Origin of the sequence: Salinibius halmophilus (assembly GCF_003577475.1) — a bacterium.
GTDB classification, from domain to species: domain Bacteria; phylum Pseudomonadota; class Gammaproteobacteria; order Pseudomonadales; family Natronospirillaceae; genus Salinibius; species Salinibius halmophilus.
The window spans coordinates 151,907-164,946 of the sequence record NZ_QPEP01000010.1 but is presented as its reverse complement, the minus strand read 5'-3'; the positions used below and the strand labels follow the sequence as shown (position 1 = coordinate 164,946).

The window sequence follows — 13,040 nt, the reverse complement described above, 5'->3', positions numbered from 1 at the left end:
TTTTTCGCTGCAGTGGCTAGCTTTATAGTTTAGGCCGTAGCTTATCAAACGTATTCGCGCTACGCTTCGCCAAATTGTGTTTTACCGCAAAGGACTTCACCATGACCAGCATGCCCGAAGGCGTTACCCTTGAACAGCTAGCAAGCGGCCAGCAGTTTTTGCAAATTAGTCACCCTAGTTGCCAAGCTACCATGTTCTTACATGGGGCGCACATCACGCATTGGCAACCCACGGGCGAAAAGCCGGTAATCTTTTTGTCGGAAAAGGTGGAATACCCAACAAACAGCGCAATTCGCGGTGGCATTCCTATTTGCTGGCCTTGGTTTGGCGCCAGCAAAATTGAAGGGTTAAACAGCCACGGTTACGCCCGCAACCAAGCTTGGCAACTGGCCAATGTGAGCAGCGATATCGATGCTGTTGTGGTCACCATGGTGCTAGACAACTCAGCCAAAACACCAGGCTACCCTCACGACGCGCTAGCAAAGCTGACTGTGGTGTTCGGCAAAACCTTGGAAATTAAGCTAGATACCACCAATGCTGGCGAGCAACCGCTGCCTGTTACACAAGCATTGCATACCTATTTTAATGTGGCAGATATTCATAACACCAAGGTAACCGGCCTTGAGCATGCTGATTATGTTGAAAAAGGTGAGCGCCAGGCGGCCAGCGGCGAGGCCATTACCTTTAATGGTGAAACCGACCGCGTTTATTATGCCAATAATGCCAATACAGAAATTGATGACGGCGAGCGCAAAATTCTAGTGCGCCATCGTAATACGGGTGCGGTGGTGGTGTGGAACCCTTGGCGCGATATTGCCAGTGGTTTGAGTGGTATGCAAGAAAGCGACTATCAGCAAATGTTATGTGTTGAAACGGCCAATGCATTGGCCGATGAGATTATGCTAGCCTCTGGGTCTACTCATAGTATTGCAGCCCACATAGAGGTGTTATGACCCTGCCCAACCGGCAACTGATAGATTGGCTTTTTAAGCAGTTGCAAGCCAATCCACTTACCCTAACTGAACTCGATTTATTGCGCGCTTGGCATAAGGAACAAGATGCGAGCGTCGCAATCAACTCTTCCTTCGAACTGTTTCAGCAGCATTTTGAAATGCGCAATGCGTTGTACCATTTGCGCGAACAGTTAGCAGGCGACTATGAGCTAGAGCTTGGTTTGTTGTATGTTCGCCTACACCCAGCCAGCGACGCCAGCACCAAGGTCAGTCGCATGGATGGCCTTGCCAGTTATTACATGAATGCCAATAACCTAACAGCTGAAACGCCAGACTCCGTCGCCGCCATGTTAGAGGGCTTTTTCGCCCAGTGGCAACGTTATCATAACAATGATATCGCCAAGGCAAAACGGGTATTAGGGGTGGCGAACGAAGCCGATATGCAAACGGTCAAACGCCAGTATCGAACGCTAGCTAATCAGCACCACCCAGATAAGGGTGGTAACGCTGAGCAGTTTAATAAAATTCAGCAAGCTTACGAAGTGCTTAAATCGGCTAGCCGTTAGCGGCAACGGAAACCTTATTGCGGCCGGTTTCTTTCGAGCGATATAGTGCATCATCTGCACGCTTAAAGAAGCTTTCGAAAGTTTCTTCTTTAAGTTCGGCTACGCCAAAGCTAGACGTCACATTCACTTCATCCATAAGTGGCTTATCGGCGATGGCGCGCCTGAGTTTTTCTGCTATTTCAGTGGCTTTGCTTAGGTTCGTATTTGGCAGCAGCAGTACAAACTCTTCACCACCCCAACGCGCCAGCAAGTCACCACCGCGAGTATTGTTAGTGACCACATCAACAAAACGGCGTAGTACTTCATCGCCAAAACCGTGCCCGTAGGTGTCGTTTATGCGCTTGAAGTGGTCGATATCCATAAAGATCACCGACACACATATTTGCTCGTTGTTTAGGTCGCCCAACAAGAAACTTTCGAGGCCATTGCGATTCAACGCACCAGTTAGTGGGTCGCGGGTTGCCTTTTTCTCGAGCTCTTCTTTTTTTACATTGAGTAAGCGGTTAATAGATTTGAGCTCTGCTTCGCGCAGTTTGGCAACTTGTAAATGGCGGGTGGCGGTAAGTATGCGAACCAACAATAAGAAGGCGATGACACCTACCCAATTGTACAGCAGCACTCGGTTAACAATCACCGAGTTGAACAGTGGGCCAATAAACTCAATTTTCTCGATAACAATTTCATGCTTTCCGGCGCGCATATTGTTACCCGTTGCCAGCTCAAGCACCCAAACGTCATCAAATTCAGCTTCTTGAAGTTCAATCGGCAAGTCTGGATGGGCAGCAATCCACCAGCTATATACGTTTAACGAATCCATCGGGATGACGGTTTTTTTACCTTCAGGGCGGTACTCAATGCCGTTGTACTTTAGGCTATCGGAGTCGATTTCTAAATCGGAATAAATCGGATTAAAGTTGCGCATTTGAAAGCGCACTGTGGAGTTGGTACTACGGTTTAGCTCGTCGGTTTCGTTGTAATAAGCGGTAATTTCAACACGCTGAAAGTTCGAAAAATCAATGCCTGGTTTGCCGTTAACTTCCGGGTCAACGTTAAACTTTGCTTCACAATATGGCCATTGGTAGGTGGAGCGAACGATTTCACACTCCACGATCAGCGAATCACCTTCTTTACGCAGTGTCGCAACCGACTTACCCTCATTAGCTCGGTCATCTAGCGGGGTGGCGATAAATCGGTCATCACTCAATACTTCAATGCTGGTTGTTAACCCTACGCGTTGCGCCCACAGCACAAAGGCTGTTGCCAAAATAAGCAACAGCACAACCAATATTTCGAACATGTATTGGAATTTTTCCGACACCTAGGTCTCCAATTGAACAGCGCTTCAGGCTCTCCTCACCTTTCTAACACCGTTATTATTTTAGCGCAAACAACATTACTGGTTTCTGTAGTATAGTCGACGTTCTAGCACTAGCTGGCAATTGTTACCCTGTTGCGGCCTTGTTCTTTCGACTGATACAGCGCCTTGTCTGCTCGCGCTAAAAAGGCGTCGAAGCTTTCGTCATTCATTTGTGCCACCCCAAAGCTGGCGGTCAGCTTGATATCCGCCGGCCAAGTATGACCCTCGAGTGCCGCTCGCACTTTTTCAGCAAGCATTGCTGCATTGGCAAGCTCAGTATTCGGGCAAATCAACACAAATTCCTCACCACCCCAGCGGGCAAACAGGTCAGTGTCGCGTGTCATACTGCTCACCACACTTGACAAGTCTTTCAGCACAGCATCACCAACGGCATGTCCATAGTTATCGTTAATTCGCTTAAAGTGATCAACGTCGATAAATATGGCACTAAGTGCAACCTTTTTGGGGTTTAAGCGATTATCAAACAAGGATTCGAGGCCACCACGATTGAGTGCACCGGTTAATGGGTCACGTTGAGCGATTTGCTCAAGTTCGTCTTTTTTAACGCTTAGCAGCGAGTTGATCGTCGACAGCTCGTTTTGGCGGGCATTGGCTAGGCTCAGCATAACTCGCACATTCCAAAGCCGCGCTGCAATCAGTAGCACCACGACCACAAGCCACGAGTACAGCAGTGCTCGGTTTACCAGTTTGGAATCAAACAAGGGGCCAGAGAAGGTAATATGATCAATGATGATGTCGTGCGTGGCGCGGCGCATAAAGTTGCCTGTGGCAAATTCAATTTTGCGAATGTCTTGAAACTCTGCCGACTGAAGTGAAATAGGCAAGTGCGAATGCGAGGCAATCCACCAACTGTATACATTGATGTTGTCCATGGAAATTTCAGTCGCTTTGCCATCAGGCCGGTACTCTATGCCACTATATTTTAAGCTGTCTGGGTTTTCTTCTAGGTTTGAATAGGCAGGATTGAAGTTACGCAACTGAAAGCGAAGCGAAGCATTCTTCGAGCGTGGGTTGTCTTCATCGTAATAAGCCGCCACGGTTACGGAGTCATATAGATTAAAATCTATACCCGGGGCACCGACTACCTCTTCAAGCACGCGAAACTCAAGTGTGCAATAAGGCCATTGATAGGCCGAACGCTCGATTTGGCAGCGCAAAATATGCTGATCACCATTGTCGATCAATGTACCAACTGACGCACCACCTTGGCTTCGGTCATCGCTGGCGGCTAATTCGAAACGGTCATCATTAGTGATATCTAGTGTTTGCTGCAAACCAACATACTGCGCCCAAAGTACAAATACAGTTAGTGCCATCATCACTAACAATACAACTAGCTCGATAATAAAGTGGTTTCTCTCTCTCACGCCAACCTCAATTGCAGACCACCCCTCCTTGATGGGTTGAACACTGTTATCGTAAGTAGACACCAAAACGTGATTTAGTTCACACTAAAAGGCAGGTGAGTTACAAAATCACAAATTTTTGACACAAAAAAGCCGCGAGTAAGATAGCTCACGGCTTGGCTCTGCTAGCTGAATTATCTAAGTGATCAGCTCTACATATATGCGTTTTCGGTGTTGCTGTGGTCGGTTACATCGCGCACCCCAGCAATCTCTGGTATTTGCTGCATCAACGACTTTTCTACGCCTTCTTTTAGTGTAAGGTCTACCGCTGAGCACCCTTGGCAACCGCCGCCAAAGCGTAGAACGGCAAAATTATCTTCAGTAATTTCTACCAACGACACTTCACCACCATGTGCTGCCAAGCCTGGGTTAATTTCAGTCACTAGCACATAGTTAATACGCTCATCTAGGGGGCTATTTTCATTTACCTTCGGCAGCTTGGCGTTGGGCGCTTTAATCGTTAGCTGGCCACCCACCTTCTCGGTTTGATAATCCACCACCGCTTCATCTAGGTACGGCAAGCTAGCCTTTTCTAGAAATACTTTGAATTTTTCTAACTCAATAATTTCGTCTTCGGCTTTTTCTTCACCTGGACGCGCGTAAGCAAGGCATGTTTCTGCGTATTTTGTACCTGGCTGGGTAACAAACATTCGAACATTGGTGCCTTCGGTACCTTGCTTGCTTAATAAGTCGGCCAAAAAGTCATGTGCCGCTGGGGTAATGGTTAATTGAATATCCATCGTAATCCTGCCCTCAAATTTGAACTTATTGTACGGCAATACGTTGGAAAGTGGAATACCAGACTATTTTGGTCAGGTATGTTTGGATGAATCTGCCCAGTGTGAGGAGGCAGTCGTCACTCCCGCGTGCAGTTAGCGGGAGTCTAGTTTGCGCATATTCTTGTCCCGCAGCTAGATGCCCGATAAAAGCACTCAGGCATGACGAGGTAGTCTTTCAAAACGCGTCGGTTTGATGAGCATTTAAAACGTCAACCTAACCGCCTGTGCTAATACTACCACAGCACAGGTGCCGCAAAGTATCAGCATGGCGGGGCGCATAAATGTGGGTTTTAGCAGGTGCTTCACTCGCAAGCCAATCCACACACCAACAAAAGTAGGTATTAGAAATGCCCCAGCATAAAGCCAGCTTTGCATGGTTAACAAGCCCCCTGCCCCCATACCAATGATTGACATCACCGAGCCAACGATAAAATAGGCCGACAAGTTAGCTCGCACCGTATCACCGGTTTGATGCTGGTATAGGAGCGCAATCGGCGGGCCGCCAATGGCACTGGTGGTACCAGTAAAACCAGAGGCCATACCAGCAAAAAAGTGATTACGACGGTTGAGCGCCAGCCTCCATTTAGACAAGCTAATAATCACTGCCATCAATACCGCTAAACCAATAAACCATTGCAATCCGGCCTCGCCAGTTAGTCGCAATGCCAGCACGGCAGCAACAGTGCCCGGAACTCTGCCTACAAATGCCCACAGCAGTGGTTTCCAGTTCACATGTGCGCGGTGGGCGTACAAATTTAGCCAAAGTTGAAAAAACGCCACGATAACAATTGGCGCAGGCACCATATTTGGGTCGATCAGTACTAGAATGGGTACAGCAATAATGGCCAAACCAAAACCAACCGCGGTTTGTACAACTGATGACAATACAATTACAACGAGCGCGATGAACCATTCAAATAGCAAAGCATTACCTATGATGTCAGCGAGGGCGCTACTTTATATCAAAATTTTTTGATATAATCGCGAACCAGCAAGAATACGATGACCTGATGACCTGTCAGGTTTGATCTACGGCGGCGCCACAAACAGAGCACCGACCCGAAAGAAATATAAAGAGCAGAGTCAGTTATGACAGAAGTATCAAAGCGAATTGCCCTACTAAAAGAAACCCTAAAAGAGCGCATTGTTGTGCTCGACGGTGGCATGGGCACCATGATCCAGCAGGAAAAATTTACCGAGGAGCAGTACCGCGGTGAGCGCTTTGCCGATTGGCATACCGATGTAAAAGGCAACAACGACCTGCTCATTCTCTCTCAGCCTGAAGCCATTAAACGTATTCACAAAGACTACATGTATGGCGGTGCTGAGATCATTGAAACCAACACTTTTAACTCTACCAAGCTGTCACAAGCCGATTACGACATGCAAGACTTGGCGTATGAGTTAAACCTAGAAGGTGCTCGCCTAGCCCGCCAAGCCGCTGATGAAGTCACCGAAGAGACAGGCCTGCAACGTTATGTGACGGGTGTGCTTGGGCCAACTTCGCGCACGGCGTCTATTTCGCCAGACGTTAACGATCCAGGCTATCGCAATGTTGACTTCGACACCCTTGTCGAAGACTACCGCAACTCAACACGTGCACTCATCGAAGGCGGCTCAGATCTCATTCTAATCGAGACGATTTTCGACACACTTAACGCCAAAGCGGCGGTGGCAGCGGTTCAAGATGTATTCCAAGAAGTTGGTATTGAACTGCCGATTATGATTTCCGGCACCATCACCGATGCCTCAGGTCGTACTCTGTCTGGGCAAACAACAGAAGCATTCTTCTACTCACTGCGCCACGCTCGCCCTCTGTCGATTGGTTTGAACTGTGCTTTAGGTGCCGATGAATTGCGCCCTTATGTTGAAACCTTGTCACGCATTGCTGATTGTTATGTATCCGCTCACCCAAACGCTGGCCTGCCTAATGAGTTTGGTGAATACGACCAAACACCAAATGAAATGGCAGACATTGTGGTGGAGTTTGCCGAAGCGGGTTTAATTAATATTTTGGGTGGCTGCTGCGGCTCTACGCCGCAACACATTGCCGCGTTTGCCGATCGTGTGCGCGATCTTATGCCACGTCAAATTCCTGAAATTGAACCACGCATGCGCCTCTCGGGCTTAGAGCCTATGGTGCTGACCGATGAAGTACGCTTTGTCAACGTCGGCGAGCGAACCAACGTTACGGGTTCGGCGCGGTTTAAGCGCCTAATTAAAGAAGAAGATTACGATGAAGCCTTGTCGGTTGCGCGCGACCAGGTAGAAAACGGTGCTCAGGTCATTGATATCAACATGGACGAAGGCATGTTGGATTCAAAAGCGGCCATGGTACGCTTTTTGAACCTAATTGCTTCTGAACCCGATATCTCGCGTGTACCCATCATGATCGACTCATCGAAGTGGGACGTGATTGAAGCGGGTCTTAAGTGTGTGCAAGGCAAATGCATCGTGAACTCAATCTCGCTAAAAGAAGGCGAAGAGAAGTTTATCGAACAAGCCCGTTCGTGCATGCGCTTTGGTGCTGCGGTAGTGGTAATGGCCTTCGATGAAGTAGGTCAGGCCGATACCGAAGCACGCAAGATTGAAATCTGTAAGCGCTCGTATGACACCCTAGTTGGCATTGGCTTCCCACCAGAAGATATTATTTTCGACCCTAACATCTTCGCTGTTGCCACCGGTATTGAAGAGCACAACAACTACGGCATCGACTTTATCAACGCCACCGAGTGGATTCGCAAGAACCTACCCTATGCGTCGGTATCAGGCGGTGTATCGAATGTATCGTTCTCGTTCCGTGGTAACAATCCAGTACGGGAAGCCATTCACTCTGTGTTCTTATACCACGCCACCAAGGTTGGCATGAACATGGGTATCGTTAACCCAGCCCAGCTGGAGATTTACGATGACATCCCGAATGAGTTGCGCGAACTCGTTGAAGACGTGGTATTAAACCGCCGCAACGATGCCACAGATCGCCTATTGGAAGTAGCCGACAATTACCGCGGTGATGGCAGCGTTAAAGAAGCCGAAACCGAAGCTTGGCGTGAGCTACCGGTTAATAAACGTATCGAGCATGCGCTGGTTAAAGGCATTACCAAGTTTATTATTGAAGACACCGAAGAAGCCCGACAGCAGGCCGAGCGCCCGCTGCACGTGATTGAAGGCCCATTAATGGATGGCATGAACGTGGTTGGTGACTTATTTGGCTCAGGCAAAATGTTCCTGCCTCAGGTGGTAAAATCGGCGCGTGTAATGAAACAAGCGGTTGCCCACCTTATTCCGTTTATCGAGGAAGAGAAAGGGGATGGCCCGGCAGAAGCTAAGGGTAAAATCCTCATGGCTACGGTGAAGGGCGATGTTCATGACATCGGCAAAAACATCGTTGGCGTGGTGCTGCAATGTAACAACTTCGAAGTAATCGACATGGGTGTCATGGTGCCGCCGGAGAAGATTCTCAAAACGGCGCGCGAAGAGAACGTTGATATCATAGGCTTGTCTGGTTTGATCACGCCATCACTCGATGAAATGGTACACCTTGCGCAAGAAATGCAGCGCCAAGACTTCCACATTCCACTATTAATTGGTGGCGCGACCACGTCCAAGGCGCACACGGCCGTTAAGATTGAGCCAGTTTACAAAAACGACTGTGCGATCTATGTAACCGACGCCTCGCGAGCGGTGGGCGTGGCGCAAAACTTATTGTCGGATAAAAAAGCGGACTTTGTTGAAAAGACTAAAGCCGAATACGTGACCGTGCGTGAACGTCGAGCCAAGCGCGCTAAAACTCCTATGTTGTCTTATGCGGATGCCATCGAGCGTGGCGCGAAACTGGATTGGGACAACTACACGCCACCAAAACCAGCGTGGACCGGCATCAAGGTGATTGACGATGTAAAACCTGCCGACTTGGTGCCTTATTTCGACTGGACACCGTTCTTCTTTACTTGGGAGTTAGCTGGTAAGTATCCAAAGATTTTTGATGACAAGATCATTGGAGAAGAGGCGAAAAAGCTATTCGCTGATGCCGAGCAAATGTTGGCGCACCTGTTGTCGAACGACATCATTAAACCACGCGCGGTCATTGGCTTATGGCCAGCGAATCGCGTTGGCGCTGACGACGTGCAACTATTCACCGATGCAACGCGCAGCGACAAGCTTGCCATGCAGCATCACTTGCGTATGCAAGCCGACCGTTCAGACAAACCAAATTATTCGTTGGCTGATTTTGTATCACCAAATAACGATGACTATGTTGGTGGTTTTGTGGTCACGGCGGGCATTGAAGCCGATGAGTATGCACGCAAATTAGAAGCAGAAAATAATGACTACGATAGCATTATGGTCAAGGCATTAGCCGACCGTTTTGCCGAAGCGTTTGCCGAGTATATGCACGAGCGAGTGCGTAAAGAGCATTGGGGCTACGCCGCCGATGAAGACTTAGACAATGATGCGCTGATTAAAGAAGCCTACAAAGGCATTCGCCCAGCGCCAGGGTACCCTGCTTGCCCGGATCATACTGAAAAAGAAACGCTATTCAGTATTTTAAATGCCCCGGAGCATACCGGCGTTACGCTAACTGATAGCTTCGCCATGTGGCCGGCGTCCTCTGTTTCAGGCTGGTATTACAGTCACCCAGAGGCAAAATACTTCGGCATTAGCAAAATCAAGTCCGACCAGCTAGAGGATATCGCTGCCCGCAAGGGCATGCCAGTCGAAAAAATGGCGCGCTGGTTGTCGTCTGTAATGGATGACGAATAAACTGAAAAGGCGACCCAAGGGTCGCCTTTTTACTGTATTTGCCTACCTTCTTATTAACGAATAGTAACGCCCAACTCACACAAGACTTAATTTTGACGTCTTAACTTGTTCCCTAGCATTACAAATCAAAGCAAAGAGACACCCGCTTTACTCTTGCGACTTCTTTACTAAAGAAAAACCATGCTTTTGCGAGGTTCATATGCTTAGAGCTGTGTTACTTTTGCTATTGCCCGCGCTCTGTAGCGCCACTAATACAGGCGTTTTTCTTGGTAGTTATGATGTGGCGCGCAATAATCAGGATTCTCAATATGGCGTTACAGTTGAACTACCTCAGTCTCTCACTGCGGCAAATTTTCGCCCACAAATAGGTATATTGCGCAGTCGCTATGCGTCTCACTATGTATTTGCCGGCATTTTACGCCGCTCAACGGTGTTTCAAAGAGCCAGCACGCCCTACCTAGAACTAAACTTTGCTCCTGGTCTTTATTTTTTCGGCAACCAAAACGACACCGACTTAGGGTATTGGTTGCAGTTCCGCTCTGGTATTGAAGTTGGCTACCGATTCAGCGACCAAACCAAAATAGGGCTTGCTTTTCACCATTTATCGAATGCTAGCCTTGCTGAGCCCAACCCTGGTACAGAAACCTTGTCGGTGCATTATCGAGTTAATTGGTAGCGGATTGCCAATGCTGGACAACGCGCTCTAATACGTCGCGGTTGCGCACCATCATCGGGTGCATAGACACCCACATGGTTTCGTTTATCGCTCCTGGCAATTCGGTGCTGTCGGGTGGAATAATCACAACGTCCAAAGGCGTATGAATCGTGAGCGTTGGGATGTGCTCTGGGAACTTGATATCACTATTTAGCTTGCCTAGCCACTCGCTGTCGCGGCGCATTTGCCGACAGCCAACCTTCTCATCACACACGTCAGCCCAAGTGGTACCAAAATTTGGCGCCGATAAAGAGGTGTAACTGAGCACCCTGCCCCATTGCGATTCATTGGTCTGCAGCCATGAGCGGGTAATAATGCCACCCATGCTAAATCCTAGTAGATGAAACTCACCGTCCGGCAACTGCTCATCCAATTGTTGAGCCATGGTTTCAAAATCTATTGACCCATCACTAGGGCTAATATTGGCCGCGGTCACTTGCCAATCGTCGGATAACTGCTCAATAAACCAATCAAACTTGCTGGCGTCATCATCAATGCCATGCACTAACACCACTTGCTGGGCACTCACTGGTGCAGCGATTAGCAGTAGCGCCATTATATTATCCCTAAATTGCATCAATCTTTTGCTCGCGAATCACTTTGGTGCCCACTATATTAGCAAGCAGAAGCTGAATTGGAGTTTGATTATGTCAGACAAAACAGAAAAAAAAGATGTGCGAGCAGGACGGATGTTTCAGGTGTCTGCCGATCGCCACTCGCCAAGCAGGAAGGTTCGCTACATAGAAGGCAGCCAGCCCGATGAAAAGGGCTGTCGAATGTGTACACCGAAATAGCTGTAAGTCGCCCGGCGCTTGTAGTTGCACCGGGCAACACCTAGTAATACCGATCATTGTTTCCCGAACCTTCGGTTCGTAAAACCTACCGGTCACTCTCGCGCATGCGGGAGTCTAGCCGAGGGTTTAAGATTTTATTGAACCATGTATCACCATCGATCAATGTTTCCCGAACCTTCGGTTCGTAAAACTTACATCTTACCCGCTTTCATGGCTTCGAACTCATCGGTCCAGAACCATTTCTCTTCACCGAAGGCTGGCTCTAAATGGTGCAACCAGGTCGCTTTTTCATCATATTTGGCGAAGAAAGGACGGTTCACCCAGTCTGGGTTGCGGCCTTGAATAAAGCGCAGCGAGATAACCTTCTCACCATTAATTTCACATACGCCTTGAATCTCAACCTTACCTGGGTCAGCACTCATGCTCGGACCACGCACGGTACGCGCCACACCAGACACCTGCTGATAGGCATCGCGGAAGATGTTCCAGGCTTCTACCAAAGGCACTTCGAAGTAATGCTGGGCACCCGTATCGCGCTCAACAAACATGTAATAAGGAATGATGCCAAGCTGCACTTGCTCGCGCCACATATCTGCCCAACCTTGTGCATCTCGGTTGATGTGGTTGAGAAGTGGCCCTTGGCTGCGAATTTGCGCGCCCGTTGAGCGAATGGCCGAAATAGCGGCTTTTGCCACCGGCGTTTGCATCTCTTTTGGGTGATTATAGTGCGCCATGAAGGCAACATGCTTGCCAGCTAGGCTAAGCTCACGCAACAACTCAAGCAAGTCTTCTGCATCTGGGTCAGTCACAAAACGATAAGGCCAGAAGGTTAGTGCTTTTGAGCCAATACGTATGGTTTGCACATGCGACAATGACTCATCGGTCATAAATGCTTCTAGGTAGGCACGAAGGTTTTTCGTCTTCATTACCATAGGGTCGCCACCAGTAAACAGCACGTCTGTCACTTCGGTGTGTTCACGCAAATAGTCGTGGAACTGGCTGGCTTCTTTGGCAGCAAACCTAAGGTCGGCGTCACCAACAAACTGCGCCCAGCGGAAACAGAATGTGCAATAGCTGTGACACACTTGGCCTTGGCTTGGGAAGAACAATACGGTTTCGCGGTACTTATGCTGCAGGCCCTCAATCGCCTCGCCATTTACCTGCGGTACGTTCATTTCTTTCTGGCCAGCTGGGTGAGGGTTAAGTTTCTCACGAACTTCATTAACCACCACCTTTAGCTCTTTCATCGATGCGCCAGCACGAACGAGTTCGGCTACTTTGTCAAAATCTTCGGCTTCTAGCATTTCCTTTTGCGGAAACATTAAGCGGAAAATCGGACAGTTCAGCGGGTCTTGCCAATCGATTAACTCATCAATCACATATTGATTCACACGAAATGGCAAAACACTCGCCACAACCTTCATTTCAAAACGCATTTCTTCAGGCAGTTCTGCCACCTGAGGAATTTTGTCCATTTGATTATGGGTATATACCTTGAACGGCTTGGGGTCGATACTCAGGGCACTGATTTGTCCAGACATCGAAACAACTTGATTCATGGATATAACTACCTGCTCAATTAATGGCCGACGAAAATGACGTACAGGGAACGACGTGCTAGGTCATCCGCTATACGTTGCGAGCACAGTGTCGACACTGTTGAATGTCACACCAAACGGGAACGC

General features: G+C 48.5%; 11 protein-coding genes. 5 read left to right on the top strand and 6 right to left on the bottom strand.

Annotated elements, in window-relative coordinates; genetic code table 11:
* The first annotated feature begins 101 nt into the window (after window positions 1-101).
* Together DUW71_RS12800 and DUW71_RS12795 are read left to right on the top strand one after the other, a co-directional pair.
* Window positions 102-953: a D-hexose-6-phosphate mutarotase gene (locus DUW71_RS12800; RefSeq protein ID WP_119395652.1), complete on the top strand. Its 852-nt coding sequence runs from the start codon at window positions 102-104 to the stop codon at window positions 951-953.
* The gene (locus DUW71_RS12795) at window positions 950-1,519 is read left to right on the top strand and encodes a DNA-J related domain-containing protein (RefSeq protein ID WP_119395651.1); all 570 of its coding nucleotides are present in this window, start codon (window positions 950-952) and stop codon (window positions 1,517-1,519) included. Before DUW71_RS12800 ends, DUW71_RS12795 begins: the two co-directional genes overlap by 4 nt.
* Here DUW71_RS12795 and DUW71_RS12790 read toward each other — a convergent pair.
* From DUW71_RS12790 to DUW71_RS12775, 4 genes are all read right to left on the bottom strand, one after another.
* Window positions 1,509-2,837, bottom strand: a complete 1,329-nt coding sequence (locus DUW71_RS12790) for a GGDEF domain-containing protein (protein ID WP_158584065.1) — start codon at window positions 2,835-2,837, stop codon at window positions 1,509-1,511. The two genes, DUW71_RS12795 and DUW71_RS12790, sit on opposite strands and share 11 nt — an antisense overlap.
* A gap of 110 nt (window positions 2,838-2,947) precedes the next feature.
* A complete protein-coding gene (locus DUW71_RS12785) occupies window positions 2,948-4,264 on the bottom strand; it encodes a GGDEF domain-containing protein (RefSeq protein WP_119395649.1) in 1,317 nt (438 codons plus the stop codon).
* A gap of 191 nt (window positions 4,265-4,455) precedes the next feature.
* Entirely contained in the window at window positions 4,456-5,043 is a 588-nt protein-coding gene (gene nfuA, locus DUW71_RS12780; RefSeq protein WP_119395648.1) for a Fe-S biogenesis protein NfuA, read from the bottom strand.
* A 240-nt stretch (window positions 5,044-5,283) separates the two neighbouring features.
* Window positions 5,284-6,006: a sulfite exporter TauE/SafE family protein gene (locus DUW71_RS12775; protein ID WP_158584063.1), complete on the bottom strand. Its 723-nt coding sequence runs from the start codon at window positions 6,004-6,006 to the stop codon at window positions 5,284-5,286.
* 165 nt (window positions 6,007-6,171) lie between these two features.
* Between DUW71_RS12775 and metH the strand changes: the two genes are divergently transcribed.
* Both metH and DUW71_RS12765 read left to right on the top strand, forming a co-directional pair.
* Window positions 6,172-9,846, top strand: coding sequence for a methionine synthase (gene metH, locus DUW71_RS12770; RefSeq protein WP_119395646.1), 3,675 nt, complete (start codon window positions 6,172-6,174; stop codon window positions 9,844-9,846).
* A gap of 199 nt (window positions 9,847-10,045) precedes the next feature.
* On the top strand, window positions 10,046-10,522 hold the full coding sequence (locus DUW71_RS12765) for an acyloxyacyl hydrolase (RefSeq protein ID WP_119395645.1): 477 nt from the start codon (window positions 10,046-10,048) through the stop codon (window positions 10,520-10,522).
* Here DUW71_RS12765 and DUW71_RS12760 read toward each other — a convergent pair.
* On the bottom strand, window positions 10,512-11,117 hold the full coding sequence (locus DUW71_RS12760) for an esterase/lipase family protein (protein ID WP_119395644.1): 606 nt from the start codon (window positions 11,115-11,117) through the stop codon (window positions 10,512-10,514). The genes DUW71_RS12765 and DUW71_RS12760 overlap by 11 nt on opposite strands.
* Window positions 11,118-11,208: 91 nt before the next feature.
* Here DUW71_RS12760 and DUW71_RS17585 point away from each other — a divergent pair, with 91 nt between their 5' ends.
* Window positions 11,209-11,355, top strand: coding sequence for a hypothetical protein (locus tag DUW71_RS17585; protein WP_158584061.1), 147 nt, complete (start codon window positions 11,209-11,211; stop codon window positions 11,353-11,355).
* A gap of 191 nt (window positions 11,356-11,546) precedes the next feature.
* Here the strand turns inward: DUW71_RS17585 and DUW71_RS12755 are convergent, their stop codons facing one another.
* Window positions 11,547-12,914 (bottom strand): KamA family radical SAM protein, encoded by a 1,368-nt coding sequence (locus DUW71_RS12755; RefSeq protein WP_119395643.1) that lies wholly within the window; start codon window positions 12,912-12,914, stop codon window positions 11,547-11,549.
* Between the last annotated feature and the right edge of the window lie 126 nt (window positions 12,915-13,040).